Below are 24,940 nucleotides of genomic sequence, written 5' to 3'. Positions count from 1 at the left end.
CGGCGAAGCCGGTTCGGCGCTGGCTCTGGCCTGCTGCACAGGCAGTGTTCCTTTCGTGCATTTGCCAGGAGCCTGGTCGTGAGAAGACTTCCCCGTATTCTGGTGGTCGAGGATGAGCCGGCGATCGCCGAGCTCATCGCGGTGAACCTGCGCCACAACGGTTTCGCGCCCACGGTGGTGTTTGATGGTCAGGCCGCGCAGCGCGAGATCGATGCCGTGTTGCCCGACGTGATCCTGCTGGACTGGATGCTGCCGGGCGAGAGCGGAGCGACCCTGGCGCGCCAGTGGCGCAAGCAGGACCGCACGAAGACCATCCCCATCCTCATGCTCACGGCGCGCAGCGACGAGTCCGACAAGGTTCAAGGTCTGGACGCGGGTGCCGACGACTACATCACCAAACCTTTCTCCACCAACGAGTTGCTCGCCCGCATCCGCGCGGTGCTGCGCCGCCGCGCGCCCGAGATCGTCAACGACTCGGTGCAGGTGGGAGACCTCGCGCTGGACGCCGCCACCTACCGCGTGAGTTTTCGCGAGACCGAGCTCAAGCTGGGACCGACCGAGTTCAAGCTCCTGCACTACCTGATGAAGCACTCGGAGCGCGTGCACACGCGTGGTACGCTGCTCGACAAGATCTGGGGGGACCATGTCTTTATCGAGGAGCGAACCGTGGATGTGCATGTCAAACGTTTGAGGGAATCCCTGGGCGAAGCAGCCGGCATGATTGAAACGGTGCGTGGTGCGGGATACCGCCTCACGGTCCGACCTGCGGTGGGACTGGGCAGCAGCGATCTGTCGGCATGATCCGTCGGTCGGTGGGGCTGTTGCTCCTGATGGCGCTGGCCGCCAGTTGGGGGTGGATCCGCGACTCTGCGCCGGCAACCTTGCTGGGCGCGCTGCTGGGTGCCCTGGTCTGGCTGGTGTTCGACAGTGTGCGTGCCTACCAGCTCATGAGCTGGCTGGCGAAGGCCGATCTGGACCGCACACCGCGCCTCTCAGGTCTGTGGGGCGAGCTGACGGACCGCAGCCGCAAGCTGATCAAGAAGCTGGAGAAAAAGGCCCAGAACAGCGACGACAGGCTCGAAGACTTCCTCGCCGCGATCCAGGCCTCACCCAACGGTGTGGTGTTGCTGGATGCGTCGTCCCGCATCGAATGGTGCAACCTGACGGCGGCCCAGCACCTCGGCTTTGACCCCCAGCGCGATCTCGGCCAGTACGTGCGCAACATGGTCCGGCACCCGGTGTTCAACGCCTACATGGAGGCCGGGGACTTCATGCACGAGATCCAGTTCGACGGCCCCGGCCAGCGGCCCTCCCAACCGAGCAAGATCTCGCTGCAGATTCACCCCTACGGCAAAAAGCGCCGGTTGATGATGACCCGCGATGTGACGGCGGTGCAGCTGGCCGAAGCGATGCGGCGCGATTTCGTGGCCAATGTCTCACACGAAATCCGCACTCCCCTGACCGTGCTCAGCGGCTTCGTCGAAACCATGCAGAGCATTCCACTGGAAGAAGAAGAACGGCAGCGTTACCTGGGCCTCATGAGCCAGCAGGCCCAGCGCATGCAGACGCTGGTGAGCGACTTGCTGACACTCTCGCGCCTCGAAGGCAGTCCCGCGCCGGGGCCTGGCGAGTGGGTCGATGCTCACGAACTCGCGCAGCATGTGGTGCAGGAAGCGATCGGCCTGTCGGCGGCGATCGCCCGGCCTGTGCATGTCGTTGAACTGGAGCCAGGCCCCCGGTTCTGGGTGTCGGGCGTCAAGACCGAGCTGCTCAGCGCCATGTCCAACCTGTTGAGCAACGCCGTGCGTTACACCCCGGCGGGCGGGAGCATCCGTGCGGGCTGGCGTTTGCAGGACGATGGTACGGGGGAGTTTTTTGTGCGGGACAGTGGGCCCGGCATCGCGGCCGAACACCTGCCACGCCTCACCGAGCGCTTCTACCGCGTCGACCGCAGCCGCTCGCGTGAAACCGGTGGCACGGGTCTCGGTCTGGCCATCGTCAAACACGTGACCCAGCGACACGGTGGTCAGGTGCAGGTGCAGAGCGTGGTTGGAGAAGGGTCGACCTTCGTCGTTTCGCTGCCCCCCTCGCGGGTGCGACAGCACGCCATCGGGTAGTTCATTCGATCAGCCGGCCACGCGCAGGTACAGCAGCAGGCTTTCCTTGTCATTCAGGCGGCGCACGGTGGCCTTGTAGGCCCACTCGAACAATTGCACCCGTTCATCCAGCGTGGGCTGGGTGTCAGGGTGGACCACCATCGCCTCGCAGCGGGGGGCGGTCTTCAGCCCGCTGCGCACCATGGTCAGTCCGCCCTGGTACTGCAGTGCCGAGATCTGGGCTTGACTCAGGCCGTCTGCCAGGACGCATGGCGAGGACGCAGGCACCAGCTTGGCAATGCGTCGCACCACGGGGCCGTAGCTGCGGCCGAAATCCAGCAGCGGCAGCCACAGCGTCATCAGAAGCAGCCAGCACAGCGTGGCCCCCGCCGCCGGTAGCACCAGGCTTTTCCAGAGCGCCTGACGGTGCCGGCCGACGCGCCATGCCACCAGCCAGAACCAGGCAACGGTGGCCAGCAGCGCGGGCACCAGCAGCACCAGCGAAAACTCGGGCACGAAGCCGGGTGCGAGTCGAGCGACGTTCGCTGCCGGCTTGGCGGGCACGCCCGTCTGCATCGCAAACCAGATCACCCAGATCACCAGCGCACAGCCACTGAAAAAGACGAGGGTGAACCAGTCGATCAGGGCCGACACGCTGCGCCCGAGCGTGGGCAGCGCAAAGGCCGCCAGCGCGGCCAGCGCAGGCAAGGCGAGCAAGAGAGCACGGTCAAAGTCCGGGTTGATCGCGCTGTTGACCACACTGACCAGCGCCGCCCACAGGGGCAGGGCCACGTGCGGGCTCAGCAACTGGCGCCTCCAGCGCCACAGGGTCCACAGCACCAGCGGCCATGCGGGCCAGGTGAACCAGATCAGGAGACGGGCCCAGCGCTGCCATTCGGTCCAAATGGCCGGCAAGGCCAGCTCGGTTGGCCACTGGATCTGCTGCGTGAGCGCAGCGAGCGCGGTGGCCAGGCCCAGCAAGCCGGCGACCCAGGTCAACTCCAGCGGGGGGCGTGTGTCGCTGGAGGTTCGAGCCAGCCACACCCCGACCAGAAGTCCGCTGCCCAGGGTGATGGCGATCCAGGGTGCCCCGCTGAACACCAGTCCCAGGGTCGCCGCACCCCACAGGACCACCGTCCGCCACGGGTGCCGTGTGGAGGGCAACGCCATGCGGGTGGCTGCCATCAGCACGGCACTCACCATCGCCAGCCGTGCGAGGTCGGGTGTGGTCTCGTGCGACATCTGGGCCAGGCCCAGGCAGGCGACGAGGGCCAGCAGGGCGGCGTCGGCCAATGTGCGTGCATAGTCGATCGGATCGGCCTCCCCGCCAAACGCGAAGGCCACCGGTTGCGCGCTGGCCTGTCGCGCCAGGTGGTACACGGCATACCAGGTGCAGACCAGGGTCAACGCCAGCAGCAACCCAAACGGGATTCGGACCGCGATATCGGCATCCAGAAAAGGCAGCGCCCGGATAAAGATCGCGCCGAGCCAATAGGGTAGGGGGCCGGCCACGTCCGCTGCAACGCCCAGCACCTGCGGCTGCCACCAGCTGCTCTGCCCTTGCGCCATGTCCAGCATGGCGCCGAAGGCCGCCACGTCGGCGTTTTTCCATGGCTCCCGACCGACGAAGCCGGGCAGCACATAGGCCAGGCAAAACAGCAGCAGCGCGAGCCGGGGCAGGCGGCGCACGGCCGACTGGGGCACGATGGCGGGGGTGGCAAGGTTCACGGCGGCAAATATACAGGGGGGATGGCAAGCCGAAAAAAAAAGCAGCCGGAAAACCGGCTGCTTTGTGCAGAGACCGCGGCCTGCTGGCGCGCGGGCCGTCTGATTACTTGGCTGCGGTCTTGCCGAAGCGGTTGCGGAACTTCTCGACGCGGCCACCCATGTTGTCCACGCTCTTTTGCGTGCCGGTGTAGAAGGGGTGCGATTCGCTGGAGGTGTCCAGCTTGAAGAGCGGCAGCTCGCGACCGTCTTCCATCTTGATCATTTCCTTCGTGTTCGCGCACGAACGCGTCACGAACTTGAAGTTGTTCGACAGGTCGACGAAGCAGACTTCGCGGTAGTTGGGGTGAATGCCGTCTTTCATGACGTTTCCTTGGGTTCAGGTGCGGCAGCCGCAGCGGAACCATTCCACTGTACTTGTCGCAATTTGCAAAGCTTTGGATTATAGCCCGAGAAGTGCAGTCGGAGGAGGTGCCTTGAACCGGGAACACCGCGGAACCGGCTTTGCCGGGCCGCTGGTGTTGTGCCCCCTGGGGGGTGTGACGCCGAAGGCGGCGCGGGGGGATCAGCCGCCCCGTCGCATCATGTCGAAGAACTCCGAGTTGTTCTTCGTCGCCTTCATGCTCTTCAAGACCATTTCCATGGCCTCGATCTCGTCCATGTTGTACATGAACTGGCGCAGGATGCGGGTCTTCTGCAGGATCTCGGGCGCCAGCAGCAGCTCCTCGCGGCGTGTGCCGCTGCGGTTGAGCTGGATCGACGGGAACACGCGCTTTTCGTACAGGCGGCGGTCCAGGTGGATTTCGCAGTTGCCGGTACCCTTGAATTCTTCAAAGATCACCTCGTCCATGCGGCTGCCGGTGTCCACCAGCGCGGTCGCGATGATGGTCAGCGAGCCGCCTTCTTCGATCTTGCGGGCGGCACCAAAGAAGCGCTTGGGGCGCTGCAGGGCGTTGGAGTCCACGCCGCCGGAGAGCACCTTGCCCGAGGAGGGCAGCACGTTGTTGTAGGCGCGGGCCAGGCGGGTGATCGAGTCCAGCAGGATCACCACGTCTTTTTTCAGCTCGACCAGGCGCTTGGCGCGCTCGATCACCATCTCGGCGACGTGCACGTGGCGCGCAGCCGGCTCGTCGAAGGTCGACGCGATCACGTCGCCGCGCACCGTGCGCTGCATTTCGGTCACTTCTTCCGGGCGCTCATCCACCAGCAGCACCAGCAGCTCCACCTCGGGGTGGTTGGCGGTGATGGCATGGCAGATGTGCTGCATCATGACCGTCTTGCCGCTCTTGGGCGGCGCCACGATCAGGGCGCGCTGGCCGCGGCCGATGGGCGCAATGATGTCGATCACGCGACCGGTGATGTTCTCTTCGCTCTTGATGTCGCGTTCCAGGCGCATCTGTTCCTTGGGGAACAGCGGCGTCAGGTTCTCGAACATGATCTTGTGCTTGTTGTCCTCGGGAGGCAGGCCGTTGATCTTGTCGAGCTTGTTGAGCGCGAAGTACCGCTCGCCGTCCTTGGGAATGCGGACCTCGCCCTCGATCATGTCGCCGGTGTGCAGGTTGAAGCGTCGGATCTGGCTCGGTGAGATGTAGATGTCGTCGGTGGACGCGGTGAAGCTCGTGTCCATGTTGCGCAGAAAGCCGAAGCCATCGGGCAGGACTTCGAGCACGCCGTCCGCGTTCACCAGTTCGCCGCCTTTGGCGCGCTTCTTGATGATGGCAAACATCAGCTCCTGCTTGCGCATGCGGCCGGTGTTTTCGATCTCAAGCGCGTCGGCCTGCTTGAGGACTTCAGACACATGCAGTGCCTTGAGTTCGTTGAGGTGCATGGGATTCACTCCGGGAGGGAGTCGAGTCAAAAAACCGGGGGAGGGGGCGCTGACGTCCGGTTGGCGGACTGGCGCTGTCGAGAGAGGCTGGGCTGTGGTTGGCCAGCTGACGAGAGAATTATGACAGGAAAAATATCGGCTGCTGCACGAGGCCCGGGCGTTGCACCCGGGCCGGTTTCGCCGGCAGACCGATCAGGCCAGTTGCTGGTCGATGAAAGCGGTCAGTTGCGCCTTGCTCATGGCACCGACCTTGGTGGCGGCCAGCTGGCCGTCTTTGAACAGCATCAGTGTCGGGATGCCGCGGATGCCGAACTTGGCGGGCACATCGCGGTTGTCGTCGACGTTGAGCTTCGTGATCTTGAGCTTGCTGCCGTAAGAGCCGGCGACTTCGTCCAGGATGGGGGCGATCATTTTGCAAGGACCGCACCACTCGGCCCAGAAGTCCACCAGCACCGGTGCTTTGGCTTCGAGCACATCGGCCTGGAAAGTTGCGTCAGAAACGTGGGTGATCAGGTCGCTGGCCATGGTCCATCCTAAGGAACGTTGAAAGGGGGAGTTAAAGTCAATGGGCTGTGCCGCAGGACCTCGAGTCTCGGCGTACAGCTACAACCGCTCAATTGTGACAGAAACGCCCGTTCCATGACGTCTGCTCCCCCGATCAGCCACCCCGCAGACGTTCGCTGGTCGGCGCTGACCGAGCAGATCGGGCAGCGGCTGAAGAGCCGTTCTGTCGACGCTTCGCGAGCACTGGTGCTGGTGCCTTACGCCCAGCTCATGGACTCGGGGCGCCGGGCTTGGGCGCAAGCCCACCCCAGTGGCTTCTCGCCCCGGTTCGAGTCCAGCCGCAACTGGGCCGCGACGCTGCAACCCTTCCTGCCGTCCATCAACGACCTGTCCGGCGATGTGGCCCGGGACAGTCTCGTGGCAGCCAGCCTGATCGACCGCGTGGGCCGTGGTCGGGTGGAACCTGCCCTGAGGCCGGTGCTGATGGCCAGGCTGGTTGATGCGGCCCGCCAGCTGGGGCCGTTGGCCGCAGCGCGTCCCCCCGAAGCCCGTGCCGACTGGGCGGCGCAGATGCGCGAAGCGATGGCCACCGGGGGCCAGACGCTGCAATGGGAGGCCCTGGTGGCCTCGCTCGCGCTGGCCTGGACGTCCTCATCGGCCTATGCCACCGACGTGTTGTGGACACCGCTGGCGGCGCCAGGGGTCGCGTTTGATGATCTGTTGGTGCTGCAAGGTTTTCAGCCCGATCCGCTGGCGACCGCGCTCGTGGCGTTGTGGGGCGATCGTGTGACGGTGCTGCCGCTGCATTCCCCGACTGACGCATGTCCCATCGCCAGCCTGCACGCCTGCCACGATGCGCAGGACGAGGCCCAGCGCGCTGCCGCCTGTGTGATTTCGCTGGCCAATGCCGGTCGCACGCCGGTGGCGCTGGTGGCCAACGATCGTGTGCTGGTGCGGCAGGTGAGCGCGCAATTGCACGGGGCGGGGCTGTCGGTGCGCGACGAGACGGGGTGGAAGCTGTCGACCACCCATGCGGCCGCGAGCCTCATGAGTCTGTTGCGAGCCGCAGATCCACGCGCCCGCACCGACGACCTGCTCGATTTTCTGCAACAGACCCGGGTCTGGCCCGAAGCGCAGCTGCAATCGCTCGAGCGCCGGGCCCGCGCGCTGGGCCTGGCCCACGCTGCTTCGGCCCTGCAGCACCCGCAGCTCGTCGGCAGCGTTCCACCCGGTTTGCCCGAGCTGATCGCTGCGCTCCAGGCGCCACGGCCTTTGTCGCAATGGCTCCCCGATCTGGCGCAGACCTTGCACACCTGCGGTTGGTGGGACGGGTGGTGCAGCGACGCCGCCGGACAGCAGATCGTGCAGACCTTGCGTTTGGGCGATGGCGCGTCCCACGAACTGGCGGTGCTGGAGCAGGGGCTTCAGGAGGACGCAACAGAAACCCCGCGCCGCAGAACGCCCCGCATGAGCCTGTCCGCCTTCACGGCCTGGGTGCGGGACGCGCTGGAGGGGACGAATTTCAAGGCGCCAAACACCGGGACGCCCGACGTGGTCATCCTGCCCATGGCGCAACTGTTGGGGCGCTCTTTTGCGGCCACGGTGGTGCCCGGTTGCGACGAGCGCCACCTGCCAGCAAGTCCCGAACCGCCCGGCGCATGGACGCCGCAGGAGCGCGGTGCCTTGGGGTTGCCGCAGCGCGAAGACCTCGCCCTGGATGCCCGGCAGACCTGGGAGATGTTGATCCGGTTGCCCGAGGTTCACCTGCTCTGGCGCACGCAGGAGCAGGGGGAGTCCGTCTTGCCCAGCCCCTGGGTGCTGATGCTCGATAGGGCACAGGACGGTGCGGCGCTCTCCGCCACCGTCGATCCGCGCGAGCGGCGCCAACTCAGGCCCGAGGCGGTGGTTCGGCCCAGCCCCTCAGCGGGCGACCTGCTGCCCGAGGCACTCTCGGCCAGCGCCTATCAGGACCTGCGCGACTGCCCCTACCGCTTCTTTGCGTTGCGCCAGTTGCGCTTGCAGGACACCGACGAGCTGGAGGTCGAGCCCGACAAGCGCGACATGGGCATCTGGCTGCACGCGGTGCTCAAGGTCTTCCACGAGGAGCGTGCCCAGGCGCAAGCTGAGGGCGCGGCGCCGGATCCCCGAAGTGATCGCGAGCGCATCGACCGGCTGGCCCGGACCACGGCCGAAGGCATGGGGCTCAACGCGCTGGCGGCGGCCGACGACGAGACAGAAGGACGCGCCGGTTTCCTGCCCTTCCAGGCGGCCTGGCCCGCGGTGCGCGACGGCTACCTGGATTGGCTGTGGAAATTCGAGGCCAACGGCGAGCGCGCCGGGCCGAGGTTTGCCCAGGCCGAGCTGTCGCTGCGCAGCGAGGCGGGGCCCTACCGGCTGATCGGCACGCTGGACCGGGTGGACCACCAGGACAGCCCGGAGGGCGTGATCCCCTTCGTGATCGACTACAAGACCGAGCCACGCGAGACCACCCGCAACCGCGTGAAGCAACCGCTGGAAGACACGCAGATCGCCTACTACGCCGCGCTGTTGCCCGAGGAGACGGTGCGGGCGGCCTACCTGAGCGTGACCGAGAGCCGCGACGCGGGCGCCACCTTGCTGGTCGAGCAGACCCAGGTGATCGCCGCGCGCGATGCGCTGCGCGAAGGCCTGGTGCGCGACCTGGACCGGGTGGTGGCGGGGCACGGCATGCCGGCGCTGGGCGAGGGCAAGGTGTGCGACTTCTGCGCCGCGCGTGGCCTGTGCCGCAAAGACTTCTGGACGGTGACATGAGCGAACAAGCGGCCTACCGCCTCAACGGCGAACAGGTGTCGCGCGAGGCCTTCTACGCGATTGCCTGCGACCCGGCGCGCAGCGTGGCGGTGGAGGCCTGCGCGGGCGCTGGCAAAACCTGGATGCTGGTTTCGCGCATCCTGCGTGCCTTGCTCGACGGCACCGCGCCGCAAGACATCCTGGCCATCACCTTCACCAAAAAGGCCGCGGGCGAGATGCGCGAACGCCTGTTCGACTGGTTGCTGGCGTTCTCGCGCTTGCCGCCAGAGAAGCTGGTGCAGGAACTGGCCCTGCGCGGCATGGACCCTGCGCAGGCGGCCGTTCGCGCCGGGGATCTGCAGGCCTTGCATGCGCGACTGACCGCGCTGGGCCGGCCGGTGCAGATCCGCACCTTCCACAGCTGGTTCGCCGCCTTGTTGCGCAATGCCCCCCTCTCGGTGCTGCAAGACCTGGAACTGCCCGCGCCCTACGAGCTGCTGGAAGACGACCAGCCGGCGGTGCAGCGCGTGTGGCCACGTTTCTACGCGGCCGTGGCGGCCGACGCCGGCTTGCGGCAGGACTATCTCGACAGCGTGGCCCTGCACGGACGCCACCAGACCGGCGAGGCGCTGAAGAACGCGCTGAACAAGCGCGTCGAGTTCGCGCTGGCCGACGCCAGCGGCGTGGTCGAGGCCTCGGTGGAGCCCTTTGGGTCGCTGTACCCGTCCCTGGGCCGGTTCGAAGCACCGGAAGACGCCTTGCTGGGCAGCGCGGTCCGCGAGCGTTGGCTGTCGTGGGCCAAGGCGCTGGGCGGGGAGGGCAACAAGACGCCACAGAAGGCCGCCAACGCGGTGGTGGACGCGTTCGCCCTGACCGATGAGCCTGCGCAGATGGCGGCCCGGTTCGCCCAGCTGCGCAAGGCTTTTTTCGTGGCCGACGAAGACCGGCTCACCAACCACCTGTCCAAATTCGCCGCCGCGCAAGAAGCCGAGGCCGAGCTGAAAGACCTGTGCGGCGCACGCCGCCAACACCAGGCCTGGCAGCACCACCAGCGCCTGACGCGCCTGACCCGCACCCTGAGCGCCGAATACGCCGCGCTCAAGCGCGAGCGCGGCTGGGTGGACATGAACGACATCGAGGGTGCGGCCCTGCGCCTGCTGGGCGACGCCGAGCTCTCGGGTTGGATGCAGCAGCGGCTGGACGCGCGCGTGCGCCACCTGCTGATCGACGAGTTCCAGGACACCAACCCCCTGCAGTGGCAGGCGCTGTACGGCTGGCTCTCGGCCTACGCCGGCGCCGGCCCGGGCGAAGCGCCGCGCGTGTTTCTGGTGGGTGACCCCAAGCAGTCGATCTACCGCTTCCGCCGCGCCGAGCCGCAGGTGTTCAAGGCGGCGCAGGCTTTCGTGGTCGAGGGCCTCGACGGTGCCTTGCTCACCTGCGACCACACGCGCCGCTGCGCCACCGGCGTGGTGGACGCGCTCAACGCGGTCATGCAAAGCGCCGAGCAGGACGCGGGCTACGCCGGGTACCGCACCCACACCACCGAGAGCGACGCGCTGGGCGAGGTGCTGGCGTTGCCCCAGGTGCCGCGCGCGGCGGGCGGCGGGGACGACGGCGCTGCGGAGGGCGAGGCCGTCTGGCGCGACAGCCTGAGCGAGCCGCGGGTGACCCCCGAAGACACCCTCAGTGCCATCGAGGCACGGCAGGCGGCCGACTGGATCGCCGCGGAGCTGGCCGGCGGCGCGCTGAAGCCCCGCGACATCATGGTGCTGTCGCGCAAGCGCGAACGCCTGGGCTGGTTGTTCGAGGCGCTGCGCGAGCGCGGCATCGCCTGCGAACAACCCGAGAAACTGGACCTGGCCGACGCGCCCGCCGTGCAGGATGTGGTGGCGCTGCTTGACGCGCTGGTCTCACCGGCCCACGACCTGAGCCTGGCACGCGCGCTCAAGTCGCCGCTGCTCGGGCTGGGCGACGGTTCGCTGGCGCAGATCGCGCGCCTGCAAAGGCGCTGGACACCCGCGGCCGAACCGGGCGAGAAACCCTCAGCGACGTCCTGGTGGGCCGTGTTGCAGCGCTGGGCCGCGCTCGAACCCGACGAACAAGACGCGCTGGCCGCCAGCCTGCAGGGTGGCGATGCCCAGGACCTCCATGCGCTCGGTCCTGCCGCGACGCGCCTGGCGCTCTGGCGCGGCTGGGTGGACAGCCTGCCGCCCCACGACGCACTCACCGCCATCTACCGCGACGGCGACGTGCTCGCGCGCTTCGCCCGGGCCGTGCCGCCGCACCAGCGCGACGCGGTGCTGGCCCAGCTGCACAGCCTGCTGGCGCACACCCTCGCGCAGGACGGCGGGCGCTTCCTGAGCCCCTACCGGCTGGTGCGCGCGTTCAAGGCCGGTGACATCCGGGCCCCGCAGGCCGCGCAGGACAACGCGGTGCGCCTGCTCACCATCCACGGCGCCAAAGGGCTGGAGGCCCACACCGTACTCCTGCTCGACACCGATGCCGCGCCGCCCAAGGCCGAGAGCATGGGGGTGCTGGTGGACTGGCCGGGCGAAGCGCCTGGGCCACGCCGGTTTGTTTTTCTCGCCAGCGAAAAGTCGCCGCCCGCCTGCGCCGAGGGCGTGCTCGCCATCGAACAACAGGCCCGCGCGCTGGAAGAACTCAACGCGCTCTACGTGGCGCTCACCCGCGCTGAGCACCGCCTGGTGGTCTCCAGCACCGAGCCACACCGGGCGGCCGTCTCGCCGTCGTGGTACCGCCGCCTCCAGCCGCACGCCATGGCCGTGCCGGCCGCACCCGAGTCGGTGCATGCCGAGGCGGCCGAGCCCGAGCCCTTCGAACTGCTCACGCTACCGGTCTTTGTGCCAACGGCCGCCCCTGAGGACCTGTCAGCCGAGGACGTCACCGACAACGCGGCCCTGGACGCGCTCGCCCGCACCGGCCTCGCGCTGCACCGACTGCTGCAGTGGCGGCCCACGCCGCTGGGCGGTTTTGAGTGGACCGAGCTGCACCGGCAGGCGGTGGCGAGGGAGTTCGCGCTGTCGCCCGAACAAGCCGCACAGGCGCAGACCATGGCGCGCGCCATCGTCGCGGGCGAGGCCGCCTGGGCCTGGGACGCCGATCAGCTGCTGCACTGGGGCAACGAGGTCGAGCTCTGGTTCGAGGGCCAGTTGCTGCGCCTGGACCGCCTGGTGCGGCGGCGTGACAGCGGTGAATGGTGGGTTCTGGACCACAAGAGCGCCGAGCGCCCCGAGCAACAGGCCCAGCTGCTGGCCCACATGGGCCGCTACCGCCGCGCCATGCAGACGGCGCAGCCCGGCGCCGTGGTGCGCCTCGCCTTCATCAACGCCACCGGCCAGCTCATCGAGCTGCCCGCAGAGACCGAACCCCAGTGATGGAATCTTTGAACCCGATGCTGTCCCCCCTGCATGTCCCCGTGGACGTCGCCATCATCGGCGGCGGCCCCGCCGGCCTGATGGCCGCCGAGGTGCTGTCGCGCGCCGGCGTGCGCGTCGACCTGTTCGATGCCATGCCCTCGGTGGGCCGCAAGTTCCTGCTGGCCGGCAAAGGCGGCATGAACCTGACCCATGCCGAACCGCTGGACGCGTTCATCGGTCGCTATGGTGAACGCGTCGAAACGCTGCGCCCGATGCTCCAGGCCTTCGGCCCGCAGCAGGTGCGCGACTGGGCGGCCGGACTGGGCATAGCCACCTTTGTCGGCAGTTCGCAGCGCGTGTTTCCCACCGACATGAAGGCCGCGCCCCTGTTGCGCGCCTGGCTGCAACGCCTGCGCCACTCCGCACCCGAAGGCGCGCCTGTGCGGTTCCACATGCGGCACCGCTGGCTCGGGTGGGCTGAAGATGGGACATCGCTGCGTTTTCAGACGCCCGAGGGCGAACGGCAGGTGAGCGCGCGTGCCACCGTGCTGGCCCTGGGCGGCGCGAGCTGGGCACGGCTGGGGTCGGACGGCGCCTGGTGGCCGTGGTTGCAGGCCGCCGGGGTGGACCTGGCGCCGCTGCGGCCCTCCAACGGCGGCTTTGACGTGCAGGGAGGCTGGACGCCCTTGTTCAGCGAACGCTTCGCCGGTCAGCCCTTCAAATCGGTCTCGATCCGGTTCACCGACGATCGGGGCCACAGCTTCCAGAAGAAGGGCGAGTTCGTCGCCACCGCCACCGGCGTGGAAGGCAGCCTGGTCTACGCCGCCTCCAGCGGGCTGCGCGATCAGATCGCCCGAACCGGCAGCGCCACCTTTCACCTCAACCTGCTGCCCGACCGAAGCCCGGAAGACGTGTTCAAACAGGTGGCGCACCCCCGCGGGTCGCGCAGCCTCTCCAGCCACCTCAAGAGCCGGCTCGGGCTGGACGGCATCAAGATGGCCATCCTGCACGAGGTGTGCCCCAAGGCCACGATGAACGACCCGGTCGCGCTGGCCGCCGCGATCCAGGCCCTGCCGATCACGCTCGCCGCCACCCGGCCGATCGACGAGGCCATCAGCTCGGCGGGCGGTGTCCGCTTCGAAGCGCTGGACGAAGCGCTGATGGTGCAGCAGCGCCCCGGCCTGTTTTGCGCGGGTGAAATGCTGGACTGGGAGGCACCCACCGGCGGCTACCTGCTCACGGCGTGCCTGGCCAGCGGCGTGACGGCGGGGCAGGGCGTGGCGCGCTGGCTCAGGGCCACCTGATGCGGTGTCATCACGCCGTCAAGACCCGGGTCTAGAGTTCCACGGGTTCTTTTTGCCCCGTTCTGGAGATGTTTGCCCATGTTCGCGTCTGTTTTGCACCGCCGCCGCTTTTGCCACCAACTCGCCGCAGGCCTCGTCGCCTTGAGCGCGGGGGGTGCCCACGCCAATGGCTTTCCTGATCGGCCCATCAAGATCGTCGTGCCGTTCGCGCCTGGCGCTGGCACCGACGCCATGGGCCGCCTGATCGCCACGAAGCTGGCCGAGCTGCTGAAGGTCAGCGTCGTCGTGGACAACCGCGCGGGGGCGTCCGGTGCCCTGGGCGCCCAGGAGGTCGCCAAGGCCGCGCCCGACGGCCACACCCTGCTGCTCGCCGCAGCGCCTTTCACCACGGTGCCCGCCGCGCTGCCCGGAGCGGGTTACGACCCCATCGCCGGCTTCACCCCGGTGGGCATGTTTGCTCACGGTCCCCTGGTCTGGGCCGCCAGCAAAGACCTGCCCGCGAACACCCTGTCCGAGGTGGTGGCGCTGGCGCGCAGCCAGCCCGGGCGTCTGAACTACGGCTCGGCCGGCGTCGGCGGCATCAACCACCTGGTGCTCGAATCGCTCAAGGAGCACACCGGCACTTTCATCACGCACATTCCCTACCGTGGCATCGCGCCCGCCACCGTGGACACCTTGTCCGGGCAGATCCAGCTGCTCACCGGCACCATCCCCGCGCTCGCACCCTACATCCGGGACGGTCGACTCAAAGCCCTGGCCGTCACCAGCCCGGGCCGCAGCCCCGCGCTGCCGCAGGTGCCCGGCATGCAAGAGTCGGGGTTTGCCGATGTCAACGTGCTGAACTACTTTGCGCTGGTGGCCCCGAAAGGCACACCCGACGCCGTGGTGCAGCAGATCAATGCCGCGCTGGCCCAGGTGGTGACCATGCCCGATGTGAAAGAGCGTCTGGCCAAAGACGCGCTGGAACCCGCCACCGGCACGCCAGCGCAGCTCGCGTTGTTCCTGCAGAAAGACGTGGACGGCTGGAAGCGGGTGGTGGAGCGACAGAAGCTCAAGATCGACGCATTCTGATCGGGGCCGGCTGGCCCAGACAGCAAAAAGGCCGCTGATGCGGCCTTTTTGTGTTGTTGCGCGTGATGCGCTGAATAAGGTGACGAGCCTTGACCCCGGCACTGACTCCACAGTTAGGGCTGCTTGGTTCCCCACCTGACCCGGTTGGCCGCTTCACCATGCGGGAAGGCCCGTCGGGGTGAATTGTAGGCGATGGCGGCCACCTTTGCCGGACCGATCCCGGTGAGGGCGCCGCTTAGAATCACCGCCATGTCCTATGTCGTTCTGGCCCGCAAGTACCGCCCGCGCAATTTCACCGAAATGGTGGGGCAGTCGCACGTGGTTCAGGCCCTGACGAACGCGCTCACGACCCAGCGTCTTCACCACGCCTACCTGTTCACCGGCACGCGTGGCGTGGGCAAGACCACCGTCTCGCGCATCCTGGCCAAGTCGCTCAACTGCCTGGGCACCGACGGGCAGGGCGGTATCACCGCCGAGCCTTGCGGCGTGTGTCAAGCGTGTACCGACATCGACTCGGGCCGCTTCGTGGACTACACCGAACTCGACGCGGCATCGAACCGTGGCGTCGACGAGGTGCAGGCCCTGCTGGAGCAGGCGGTCTACAAGCCGGTGCAGGGCCGCTTCAAGGTCTTCATGATCGACGAGGTGCACATGCTCACCGGGCATGCGTTCAACGCGATGCTCAAGACGCTGGAAGAGCCGCCGGAGTACCTGAAGTTCGTGCTGGCCACGACCGACCCGCAGAAAGTGCCGGTGACGGTGCTCTCGCGTTGCCTGCAGTTCAATCTGCGCCCGATGGCGCCTGAGACCGTGCTGGAGCATCTGGGCGAGGTGCTGAAGGCCGAAAACGTGCCGGCCGAGACGCAGGCGCTGCGCCTGATCTCGCGCGCCGCGCGCGGCTCCATGCGCGACGCGCTCTCGCTGACCGACCAGGCCATCGCGTTTGGCGGTGGCCAGCTGCAGGAAGCGACCGTGCGCCAGATGCTGGGCGCGGTGGACCGTTCGTATGTGCTGCGGCTGATCGACGCGCTCGCTCGGGCCGATGGCGCCACGGTGGTGGACACGGTCGACAGCCTGCGCACCAACGGCCTCAACGCCGCTTCGACCCTGGAAGAAATGACCAGCCTGTTGCAGCGCATGGCTGTGCTGCAGGCGGTGCCCGAACGGCTGGCCCTGCAGGAGTCCGACGACCCCGACACGCCCGAGATCGTGCGCCTGGCGCATGCGCTGCCGGCCGACGAAACCCAGTTGCTGTACAGCCTGTGCCTGCACGGGCGCGGCGAGCTGGGCCTGGCACCCGACGAGTACGCCGCGCTCACCATGGTGTTGCTGCGGCTGCTGGCGTTCAAGCCGTCCGGCACGGCCACGGTGGCTGCGACGGAAAAAAAAACACTGAAAACGGCGGCTGAGGCGCCAGCGGCGGCTCAGCGAGCCTCACCTGCGCCGGTGGCGCCCCCACACGCGCCTGCGGAGGTTCAGCCTGCCCAGGCCATCGCGAGCCACGCGGCCGTGTCTGTGGCGCCACCCGCGACCCCGTCACCACCGGCCCCCCTCAACGTTCGACCCTTGACCGAGGCGCACGCTCAGCCAGCGGCCACGCCTCACGCTGCTCTCGATGACGACGATGGCCCTCCCTGGGTGGAAGACCCTGAAGAGGCGCCGACGGACGAGGGTGTGCAGACCACCCGCCGCGTGGTGGCGATCCCGGTGCGCGAGGCGGGCCTTTCACCCCGGCTGGACCAGCTGCGCGAACCCGGTGAAGCGGTGCGTCTGCCCGAACCGGTGACCAGTGCCGAAGGCGATGTCTGGTTCGACGCGGTGATGCAGCTCGTGCGCGCCGAGACGATCACGGCCCTGGTGCGCGAGCTGGGGTTGCAGTCGCAGCTGGTGGCCCGCGACACCGACCAGTGGGTGCTTCGCGTGGAGCGCGAGTCGCTCAACCAGGGCAACACCCGGGAACGCCTCGGCACGGCCTTGAAAACCCTGGGCCACGACATCCGCCTGGCGGTGGAGATCGGCCCGGTGAACGACTCCGCCGCGCTGCGCCTGGCGGCCGAAGCCGCGCGCCGTCAGCGCGAGGCCGAACAAATCATCCGGGACGACCCCTTCGTGCAGGCGATGATGCGCGACTTTGGCGGCAGAATCGTGCCCGGCACGCTCAAGGCCACCGCTGGTTGAGCGCTCACGACCCATTTTTCTCCAATCAAAACACAAGGAACACCATGTTCAACAAAGGACAACTCGCTGGTCTCATGAAGCAGGCGCAGGCCATGCAGGACAACCTGAAAAAAGCCCAGGACGAGCTGGCGTTCATCGAGGTCACCGGTGAATCTGGTGCGGGCCTGGTGAAGGTGCTGATGACCTGCAAACACGACGTCAAACGCGTCACCATCGACCCCAGCCTGCTGGCCGACGACAAGGACATGCTGGAAGATCTGGTCGCAGCGGCCTTCAATGCGGCCGTGCGCAAGGCCGAAGAAACGTCGAACGAGAAGATGGGCAAGCTCACGGCCGGCATGCCAGGCCTGCCGGGCGGCATGAAATTCCCGTTCTGACAGCCACCGCTCGGGCGCAGGACGGCGTTGCGGGCCCGATCAGGCGATCCTCATGGACCTGAAGTCCATCCGGTGACCTGATGCCCGCGCCTTGCCCTGCATTCGCAGGCTGCGTTGCTGGCACTGAAAGAAAAAATCCATGGCTGAAGCCCATTCCCTTGAACTGCTGGTGCAGGCGCTGCGGCGTCTGCCCGGGGTGGGTGTCAAGTCGGCCCAGCGCATGGCGTTTCATTTGCTGCAGCACGACCGCGAGGGTGCGCTGCACCTGGCGCAGGCGCTGCAGCATGCGTGTGCCGAAGTGAAGCACTGTGCGCTCTGCCACACCTTCACCGAAAACGACATCTGCCCCACCTGCCTGGACGCGCGGCGCGACCGCAGCCAGCTGTGTGTGCTGGAAACACCCGCGGATCAGGACGCCATGGAGCGCACCGGTGCCTACAAGGGCCTGTACTTCGTGCTCATGGGCAAGCTCAGTCCGCTCGATGGTGTGGGGCCGCGCGACATCGGCCTGCAAAAGCTGTTTGACCGCATCGACGCGCAGGTGGATGGGCAGAGCGAGGTGCGCGAAGTGATCCTGGCGACCAACTTCACCGCCGAGGGCGAAACCACGGCGCATGTGATTGCGCAGTCGCTCAAGGCGCGAGGCGTGAACGTGACCCGGCTGGCGCGAGGGGTGCCGGTGGGCAGCGAACTGGAATACGTTGATCTGGGCACCATTGCCCATGCTTTGGTGGACCGCCGCTGAGCGGCCACCATCCTGGAGAGCGCGACATGACATTCGCCGGATTGACCCTGGCCTACTGGACGGTGCCGGTGGCTGCGTTGCTGCCCATCGTGTGCGCGGGCCTGGCCAAATGGGGCATGTTTGCCAAACCACACCGGGAGGGTGGTTTCGACAACCACAACCCGCGCGCCTGGCTGGCACGGCAAGGTGACTGGCGTGCGCGCGCCAACGCGGCCCAAGCCAACAGCTTTGAAGCCCTGCCTTTTTACATCGGGGCCGTGATCATTGCGCACCAGCTCGGCGCGTTCCAGACCCGGCTGGATCTGATGGCGTTTCTCTACATCGTGCTGCGCCTGATGTACATCCTGTTCTACCTGGCCGACATGGCCACGCTGCGCAGCTTGGTCTGGGCGGTCGCACTGGCGGTGAACATCGCGATCCTGTTCATCTGATCGCGTCGCGCGTGCCCGCGCCGCGCTGACATTTGCTTGCAAACTTGTTCTCGGTGAAAACCCGCTCGGGAGTCGCCCCGATGCGCGCGTGCCTGTCCTCCCCTAGTCTCGGTGCTTCAATGAAGTCAGGGACAAGAGAGGATGTGGCATGTGGAGTCGCCGTGATTGCGCGCGCTGGTTGGCATCGGCTGCACTGGGTGCAGGGGTGCCTGCGGCGATGGGTCAAGTCAGACCCATTGCGCCGCCTGCGTTGCCGCGCGCGCCCATCGGACGTGTGCAGCTGGCGGTCGAAAAGAAGTCGGCGTTTTGCTACCTGCCATTGACCATCGCAGAGCGCCTCGGCTATTTCGCTGCGGAGGGGCTGGACGTTCAGGTGCGTGAGCTGAGCGAGCCGGGTCACGCGCTCCAGGCGCTGCTGTCGGGATCGGTCCAGGCCCTGTCTGGTCCTTATAGCCTCGCCATCAGGCTGCAGGCGCGCGGCCAGGCCTTTCCCTCGATCGTGCTGCAAGGGCGGGCCCCGCAACTGGTGCTGGGGGTCTCGCGCAAAACCATGGGCGCCTTCCGCGATGTCCGCGATCTGCGCGGCCGAAAGGTGGCCGTGACGGCCATGGGTTCGGCCAGCCAGCGCCTGACCCAGGTGCTGCTGGCCAACGCCAGGCTGGACAGCGATGCCGTGCAGTACGTGCCCATGAGCAGCCCTTCAGCGGCGGTGGCGGCCTTTCGGAGCGGTCAGATCGATGCAATCTGCTACACCGACCCGGTGATCACGCAACTGGAGCAGGACGGGGGGTTGCGGGTGGTGGCGGACACGCGCACGGTGCGCGGCAACGCCGAGGTGTTTGGCGGACCGATGCCGGCGGGTTGTCTGAGTGTGTCGGCCGAGTACCTGGCCGACAACCCATCCGAGTGCCAGGCGATGGTGAATGCGGTGGTGCATGCGCTGAAGTGGCTTCAGACGGCAGGGCCGTCGGACATCAACAAAACCGTGCCCGAGTCGTATTTTTCGGGTGACCGGGCGCTGTACCTCGCGGCGTTCAGCCGGGCGCGCGAAGCCTGGGCACCCGATGGCCTGATGCCAGAGAGCGGGCCGCAGAACGTGGCCCGTGTGCTGGAGCGGTTCGACGAAGGCGCTGCGCCCAAGAAGCTGGACCTGGCGCTGACCTACACCAACACCCTGGCTCAGAAGGCCAAAGCCCGGTTCCGGGCCTGAGGCCTTGCGGGCACCCCGACCGGCCTGAGAGGGCGTTCTTCAGTTCTTGCGCGCCTTGCGGCCGTTCTTGCCTTCGGCAGCGACCTTGACCCCGGCGCGCTTGCTTTTTGCCTGGCTTTGCCGAACGGGCTTTTCTCGTTGGGCTTGCTTGACGGGCTTGCCCGCGCGTTTTTCCGCCCGCGCCGTGGCCTTGCCCTCGCGTCCCTTCTTGCGTACGGAGACAGCGGCGCTCTTGCGCGATGGTGCCGAACCGCTGGCCAGCTTGACCGAGCGCGGCAGCATCAAGGTGATGCGCTGACCGGTCTTCAACCGCTCATTGACCGACATGCGGTTCCATCCGGCCGCGCTCGCGGCGCTCACCCCATAGCGCTGCGCCAGGCGCGCCAGGTTGTCACCTTTGCGGGCGCGCACGGTCGAGCGCTTGAGAATGATGTCGGGTGCCAGACTGAGTTGCGCGTTGTCGGCCACAAACTCGCTCACGTCGTTGTTGCGCTGTCCACTGCGAGGCACCAGCAGGCTGGAGCCGGCACGCACCTTCATGCGCGGCGGGATGTTGTTGACCTCGCGCAATTCCGACTCGCTCATGCCCACCCGGTCTGCCACCTCGGCCACGCTCATGGTGGTCGGTGCGACCCAGGCGGTCCAGCTCGCGAGCTGGCCCCGGTACCCCTTGAGCTTGTCCTCGAACACCTTGGCGTTGTCCCAGGGCAGCAGGATGTTGGGCGTGCCCGCGGCCATCACGAGGGGCTGCTTGATCGAGGGGTTGAGCGAGCGGAAGTCTTTTTCGCTGATGCCGGCCATGCCTGCGATCAGCGTCACGTCCATGTCGCGTTCCAGCGTCACGGTGTCGAAAAACGGGTGGTTGCCGATCAGGGGCAGCTGGGCGCTGAATGCTTCCGGGCGCGCGACGATGTTTTCCACCGCCTGCAGCTTGGGCACGTACATGCGCGTTTCCAGCGGCATGTTGATGTCGTTGTAGGTGGCTGGCAGGCCCGCTCGCTGATTGCGCGTGATGGCCTTGTTGACGTTGCCCTGGCCCCAGTTGTAGGCCGCGAGCGCGAGGTGCCAGTCGCCAAAGCGCGCGTGAAGCTGCTCCAGGTAGTCGAGTGCTGCGCGGGTGGAGGCCAGCACGTCGCGGCGGTCGTCGCGGAACACGTTCTGCTTCAGGTCGAACGACTGGCCGGTGGCGGGCATGAACTGCCACATGCCGGCCGCACGTGCGCTGGACACGGCCTGCGGGTTGAAGGCGCTTTCGATGAAGGGCAGCAGCGCCAGCTCCATCGGCAGATTGCGGCGCTCGATCTCTTCGACGATGTGAAACAGGTAGCGGCTGGAGCGCTCGGTCATGCGCTGGATGTAGTCCGGCCGGCTGGCGTACCACTGCTCGCGGTCGCGCACCATGTCGTTGTCCAGATCGGACATGGCCAGGCCCCGGCGGATGCGGTCCCAGATGTCGGTCGGCGCGGACAGCATCACGACCGGCGGCGGCGTGGCCGATGCCAGCGCGATGTCGCTCAGCGGGGCGTGAGCGGGCAGGTCCGCGCTCGGCGCCCGCACCGAGGGAGCGGGGGGCGGTGACGCCGGGCGGGCGGTGGTCACCGGCGCCGTCGGGTGTGGTGGCGGCGCGCTGGCGCAGGCACCCAGCAGCAGGGCCAGGCCAAGCACGGCCAGCTTGAGTCTCTGGCGGGGAGGCACGATGCCGTCCGTGCGGGGTGTGAAAGAGGTCATGGGACTCACTGGTAGGTGTTTTTCCAGGCGCGCAGCGCGGTGAACACGCCCAACGGACCAGGGGATGAATGGGGATCGTGCGCGCGGGCGGACTGCTCGACGGCTGGCACATGGGCGCGCAAGAAAGGGTTGATCTGCTTTTCCAGTTCGATGGAGCTGGGGAGCGTGGGAAGGTTCCGCTCGCGCAACCGTTGGCAGCGCTCCGCGTAGGCGCTCAACTCCGCGTTGCCCGGCTCCACCGCGCGGGCAAAGCGCAGGTTGGACAGCGTGTATTCGTGTGTGCAGCAGACGCGGGTGGTGCCGGGCAGGGCAGCAAGCCGGCTCAATGAATCCAGCATCTGGGCCGGCGTGCCTTCGAAGAGGCGGCCACAGCCCGCAGAGAACAGGGTGTCGCCACAGAACAGCAGGGGCGCACCGTCCACCTCGGCGCAAAAGTAGGCGATGTGGCCCGATGTGTGACCGGGCACCTCGATCACCTCGAAGTTCAGGCCCAGCGCCTTCACCACCTCACCGGCACCCACGCGTTCAAGCGGTTCGGGCATGGGTTCATGGGCCGGTCCGATCACGCGAGCGCCCGTGGCGTCGCGCAAGGCAGCCACGCCGCCCACATGGTCGGCATGGTGGTGGGTGATGAGGATGGTGTCGAGCGTGAGCCGGTGCTGGGCCAGCCAGGCCATCACGCCGCTGGCCTCACCCGGATCGACCACCAAGGCACGTTGACCGTCGTGCAAGACCCAGATGTAGTTGTCGCTGAAGGCCGGGACAGGAAACAAGGTCATGGCGCGGAACCCGGGGAGCGGGCGTGTAGAGTATCTGGACCGGGGCCGAGGGCGGCGACCTCTGCCAGACCGACGTTGCAACACCCCACATGAACCCTCCGATTATAAGTTTGACCGACTGGTTTCAGACCGCTCCAGGTGGGTATCTTCTGGCCTGGGAACAGGCTCAGTTTGATCTCGCGGTGGCCAACCTGTTTGGGTACAACGCCTTGCAGCTGGGGCTGTCCGAACTGCACACGCTGGAGGCCAACCGCATGCCCCACCGCTGGCTGGCGCTGCCCGAGGAGTTCATGGGCGATACGGCGCTCGGGGCGAGCGGCGATGAAGACCCGCTCTCCCCATCGAACGGATCGCCGCGTGTGGCCCTGGTCACCAACGCCGCCGCGCTGCCCTTCCCGGAAGCCAGCATCGACCTGGTCGTGCTGCCCCACACGCTGGAGTTGAGTGCCGACCCCCACCATGTGTTGCGCGAGGTGGAGCGGGTGCTCGTGCCCGAAGGCCGGGTGGTGATTTCCGGGTTCAATCCCAACAGCCTCTGGGGCCTGCGACAAAGCCGTGGCCGGCTGGCCGACCGCATGGGCCTCTCGGCATGGGGCGTGTCCCGTCTGTACCTGCCGGAAGCCGGTGACTTCATCGGGCCGGGGCGTTTGCGCGACTGGCTGCGGCTGCTGAGTTTTGAAGTAGAGTCGGAGCGCTTCGGCTGCTACAGGCCAGCGGTTCGCAGCGACAAGTGGCTGCAGCGCATGGCCTGGATGGACCGTGCCGGCCCCCGCTGGTGGCCCATCTTTGGCGCCGTCTATTTTGTGGTGGCGGTCAAGCGGGTGCGCGGCGTGCGCCTGCTCGGGCCGGCCTGGCGCCCGCGCCGCACGGTGATGGCGGCGCCGGCGTCGGTCGCCAACCGCCACTGACTTTTTTTCCTCCTGGAGACCCTCTTTTGAACCATGTGGTGATGTACACCGACGGCGCCTGCAAAGGCAATCCTGGCCCGGGCGGCTGGGGCGTGTTCCTCAAGGCCGGCGGGCATGAAAAGGAACTCTGGGGCGGTGAGCGAGAAACCACCAACAACCGCATGGAGCTGACCGCCGTGATCGAGGGTCTGGCCGCGCTCAAGCGGCCATGCAAGGTGTCGGTGTACCTCGACAGCCAGTACGTGCGCAAGGGCATCACCGAGTGGATCCACGGCTGGAAGACCAAGGGCTGGAAGACCGCGGCCAAGGAGCCCGTGAAGAACGCCGACCTGTGGCAAAAGCTCGACGCGCTGGCGCACGACGGCGTGCACCACATCGAGTGGCATTGGGTCAAGGGCCACGCCGGTGACCCCGGCAACGAGCGCGCCGACGCGCTGGCCAACCGGGGCGTGCCCGGCTGACGGACCGGCCCGCGTGACGCGGGCATCAAGCGGGTATTGAACTTGTGGGCGTGCCTGTGGCTCAAGCACTGCTACATTGCTTTTTGTCACTTTTCCGGGGTCTGCCGCTGGTGAACCCCTCCGCGTTTCATCTCCAGGTTCTTGCACATGGCAAACAAGAAGTTCTACGTCTGGGTCGCTGTCGGTGGTTTGGCGCTGGCGTCGACCGGCGCGTGGTGGTTCCAGAACAAAGCGCCCACCCGATCCGCGACCGGCGCGGCCGCTGGCTCGCCTGGTGCAGCCCCGGCCGGGGGCGCGGTCGCCGGACCGGGCCATCCGGCCGGTGGTGCGCCAGGAGGGGGGCAGGGCGGAGCCGGTGGTGGCGGCATGCCCGGGGTCGAGGTGGTGAAGGTGGGCACCATGCGCCTGCAGGACGATGCGGAGGCGGTGGGCACATTGCGCTCCCGCCAGAGCGTGACGCTGCGGCCCGAGGTGAGCGGACGGGTGGCAAAGGTCGCGTTCGCCGATGGTGCCAGGGTGCGCAAAGGCCAGCTGCTGGTGCAGTTCGACGACACCCTTCAGCGCGCCGAACTCAGCCAGGCGCAGGCGCAGCTCTCCATCGCCCGCGCCAACCTCAAACGCAACCAGGAACTCGTTGCCGAGAACTTCGTGGCCCGGCGCGTGCTCGATGAAAGCCAGGCCAGTCTGCAGGTCGCAGAAGCGCAGGTGGCCCTCGCCCAGGCCCGGCTCGCGCGCATGCGCATCACGGCACCGTTTGACGGCACTCTCGGGCTTCGCAGCGTGAACCTGGGCGACTACGTGAAAGACGGGGCCGATCTGGTGAACCTGGAAGACACGTCCGCGCTCACGGTTGACTTCAGGTTGCCCGAGCGTTACCAGACCCGCATCGCCGCGGGCCAGGTGGTGCAGGTGCGGCTCGATGCCCTGCCGGGCCAGAATTTCAGCGCGCGCGTGCAGGCGGTGGATCCATTGCTCGATGCCAACGGGCGCTCGGTGTCGGTTCGCGCGACGCTGCCGCCGTCGCCGAAGGGTGAGCTGCGCCCCGGCATGTTCGCCCGGGTGACCACGATCTTCTCGGTCAATGACGCGGCGCTGGTGGTGCCTGAAGAGGCCATCGTGCCGCAGGCGGGCAAGCAGTTCGTGTTCCGTCTGGAGGACGAAGGCGAGGGCGACGCGAAGAAGCGTGTGTCGCGCCGCACCGAGGTTCAGCTCGGCGTTCGGCGCGGCCCGCAGGTGCAGGTGATGTCCGGCCTGTCGGTCGGTGATACGGTGGTGGTGGCCGGTCAGCAGCGCCTTCAGAAAGACGGCACGCCGGTCCGCGTGGTGGACATGAGCCGCCCCGGCGGCGGCCAGCCCGGTGGCGCCAAGCCGGGGGCCTCCCCGCAGCCCGGCGCGCCCGCCGCGGTTGAAACGCCTGGTGCCGCGCCCGCTGCGAAGAGCGCTGGCTGA

The 24,940-nt window shown here is 67.5% G+C and carries 20 protein-coding genes and 1 other RNA gene; 14 read left to right on the top strand and 7 right to left on the bottom strand.

From position 1 onward, the window contains the following. Positions 1 to 78 precede the first annotated feature (78 nt). Complete coding sequence (gene phoB, locus IV088_RS02390; RefSeq protein WP_291097284.1) at positions 79 to 801, top strand: phosphate regulon transcriptional regulator PhoB; 723 nt, start codon at positions 79 to 81, stop codon at positions 799 to 801. Next, positions 798 to 2,117, top strand: coding sequence for a phosphate regulon sensor histidine kinase PhoR (phoR, locus tag IV088_RS02385; protein ID WP_291097281.1), 1,320 nt, complete (start codon positions 798 to 800; stop codon positions 2,115 to 2,117). The genes phoB and phoR overlap by 4 nt, the downstream gene beginning before the upstream one ends. A 9-nt stretch (positions 2,118 to 2,126) precedes the next feature. On the opposite strand, the gene IV088_RS02380 is transcribed toward phoR, so the two are convergent. The 4 genes from IV088_RS02380 to trxA all read right to left on the bottom strand — a co-directional run bounded on the left by IV088_RS02380 (position 2,127) and on the right by trxA (position 6,174). Beyond that, positions 2,127 to 3,824 carry a hypothetical protein gene (locus IV088_RS02380; RefSeq protein ID WP_291097279.1) on the bottom strand — a complete coding sequence of 566 codons (1,698 nt, stop codon included), beginning with the start codon at positions 3,822 to 3,824 and terminating at the stop codon, positions 2,127 to 2,129. Positions 3,825 to 3,927: 103 nt separating this feature from the next. Continuing rightward, entirely contained in the window at positions 3,928 to 4,185 is a 258-nt protein-coding gene (locus IV088_RS02375; RefSeq protein ID WP_291097277.1) for a type B 50S ribosomal protein L31, read from the bottom strand. Positions 4,186 to 4,386: 201 nt separating this feature from the next. Then, positions 4,387 to 5,649: a transcription termination factor Rho gene (gene rho, locus IV088_RS02370; protein ID WP_291097275.1), complete on the bottom strand. Its 1,263-nt coding sequence runs from the start codon at positions 5,647 to 5,649 to the stop codon at positions 4,387 to 4,389. Positions 5,650 to 5,841: 192 nt separating this feature from the next. Further along, the gene (gene trxA / locus IV088_RS02365) at positions 5,842 to 6,174 is read right to left on the bottom strand and encodes a thioredoxin TrxA (protein WP_077334934.1); all 333 of its coding nucleotides are present in this window, start codon (positions 6,172 to 6,174) and stop codon (positions 5,842 to 5,844) included. A 114-nt stretch (positions 6,175 to 6,288) separates the two neighbouring features. On the opposite strand from trxA, the gene IV088_RS02360 reads away from it, so the two are divergent. The 4 genes from IV088_RS02360 (at position 6,289) to IV088_RS02345 (ending at position 14,674) form a co-directional block, all read left to right on the top strand. Continuing rightward, a complete protein-coding gene (locus tag IV088_RS02360) occupies positions 6,289 to 8,943 on the top strand; it encodes a PD-(D/E)XK nuclease family protein (RefSeq protein ID WP_291097272.1) in 2,655 nt (884 codons plus the stop codon). Further along, positions 8,940 to 12,317 (top strand): exodeoxyribonuclease V subunit beta, encoded by a 3,378-nt coding sequence (locus IV088_RS02355; RefSeq protein WP_291097270.1) that lies wholly within the window; start codon positions 8,940 to 8,942, stop codon positions 12,315 to 12,317. The genes IV088_RS02360 and IV088_RS02355 overlap by 4 nt, the downstream gene beginning before the upstream one ends. Continuing rightward, positions 12,317 to 13,603, top strand: a complete 1,287-nt coding sequence (locus IV088_RS02350; RefSeq protein ID WP_291097268.1) for a TIGR03862 family flavoprotein — start codon at positions 12,317 to 12,319, stop codon at positions 13,601 to 13,603. The genes IV088_RS02355 and IV088_RS02350 overlap by 1 nt, the downstream gene beginning before the upstream one ends. A gap of 78 nt (positions 13,604 to 13,681) precedes the next feature. After that, complete coding sequence (locus IV088_RS02345; RefSeq protein ID WP_291097266.1) at positions 13,682 to 14,674, top strand: tripartite tricarboxylate transporter substrate binding protein; 993 nt, start codon at positions 13,682 to 13,684, stop codon at positions 14,672 to 14,674. Positions 14,675 to 14,752: 78 nt separating this feature from the next. On the opposite strand, the gene ffs is transcribed toward IV088_RS02345, so the two are convergent. Next, positions 14,753 to 14,849, bottom strand: an RNA gene (gene ffs, locus IV088_RS02340) — signal recognition particle sRNA small type. A 74-nt stretch (positions 14,850 to 14,923) separates the two neighbouring features. Between ffs and dnaX the strand changes: the two genes are divergently transcribed. The 5 genes from dnaX to IV088_RS02315 all read left to right on the top strand — a co-directional run bounded on the left by dnaX (position 14,924) and on the right by IV088_RS02315 (position 19,615). Then, complete coding sequence (gene dnaX / locus IV088_RS02335; RefSeq protein ID WP_291097264.1) at positions 14,924 to 16,852, top strand: DNA polymerase III subunit gamma/tau; 1,929 nt, start codon at positions 14,924 to 14,926, stop codon at positions 16,850 to 16,852. A gap of 44 nt (positions 16,853 to 16,896) precedes the next feature. Further along, complete coding sequence (locus IV088_RS02330) at positions 16,897 to 17,229, top strand: YbaB/EbfC family nucleoid-associated protein (RefSeq protein WP_236965158.1); 333 nt, start codon at positions 16,897 to 16,899, stop codon at positions 17,227 to 17,229. A gap of 139 nt (positions 17,230 to 17,368) precedes the next feature. Further along, positions 17,369 to 17,974, top strand: coding sequence for a recombination mediator RecR (gene recR / locus IV088_RS02325; protein WP_291097262.1), 606 nt, complete (start codon positions 17,369 to 17,371; stop codon positions 17,972 to 17,974). 26 nt (positions 17,975 to 18,000) lie between these two features. Continuing rightward, positions 18,001 to 18,405 carry an MAPEG family protein gene (locus IV088_RS02320; protein ID WP_291097260.1) on the top strand — a complete coding sequence of 135 codons (405 nt, stop codon included), beginning with the start codon at positions 18,001 to 18,003 and terminating at the stop codon, positions 18,403 to 18,405. 217 nt (positions 18,406 to 18,622) lie between these two features. After that, entirely contained in the window at positions 18,623 to 19,615 is a 993-nt protein-coding gene (locus tag IV088_RS02315; protein ID WP_291097258.1) for an ABC transporter substrate-binding protein, read from the top strand. A gap of 39 nt (positions 19,616 to 19,654) precedes the next feature. On the opposite strand, the gene IV088_RS02310 is transcribed toward IV088_RS02315, so the two are convergent. Together IV088_RS02310 and gloB are read right to left on the bottom strand one after the other, a co-directional pair. Beyond that, the gene (locus IV088_RS02310) at positions 19,655 to 21,343 is read right to left on the bottom strand and encodes a transglycosylase SLT domain-containing protein (RefSeq protein ID WP_291097256.1); all 1,689 of its coding nucleotides are present in this window, start codon (positions 21,341 to 21,343) and stop codon (positions 19,655 to 19,657) included. 5 nt (positions 21,344 to 21,348) lie between these two features. Then, entirely contained in the window at positions 21,349 to 22,122 is a 774-nt protein-coding gene (gloB, locus tag IV088_RS02305; RefSeq protein WP_291097254.1) for a hydroxyacylglutathione hydrolase, read from the bottom strand. 89 nt (positions 22,123 to 22,211) lie between these two features. Here gloB and IV088_RS02300 point away from each other — a divergent pair, with 89 nt between their 5' ends. The 3 genes from IV088_RS02300 (at position 22,212) to IV088_RS02290 (ending at position 24,940) form a co-directional block, all read left to right on the top strand. Further along, positions 22,212 to 23,030 (top strand): class I SAM-dependent methyltransferase, encoded by an 819-nt coding sequence (locus IV088_RS02300; protein WP_291097252.1) that lies wholly within the window; start codon positions 22,212 to 22,214, stop codon positions 23,028 to 23,030. A gap of 26 nt (positions 23,031 to 23,056) precedes the next feature. Further along, the gene (gene rnhA, locus IV088_RS02295; RefSeq protein WP_291097251.1) at positions 23,057 to 23,491 is read left to right on the top strand and encodes a ribonuclease HI; all 435 of its coding nucleotides are present in this window, start codon (positions 23,057 to 23,059) and stop codon (positions 23,489 to 23,491) included. Positions 23,492 to 23,638: 147 nt separating this feature from the next. Continuing rightward, entirely contained in the window at positions 23,639 to 24,940 is a 1,302-nt protein-coding gene (locus IV088_RS02290) for an efflux RND transporter periplasmic adaptor subunit (RefSeq protein WP_291097249.1), read from the top strand.

The sequence above is a fragment of the Hydrogenophaga sp. genome (assembly GCF_018780075.1).
In the GTDB taxonomy this organism is placed as follows: Bacteria; Pseudomonadota; Gammaproteobacteria; order Burkholderiales; family Burkholderiaceae_C; genus Hydrogenophaga.
Note: the sequence above shows the minus strand (reverse complement) of the source record. Positions and strands in the feature narration are given on the sequence as shown.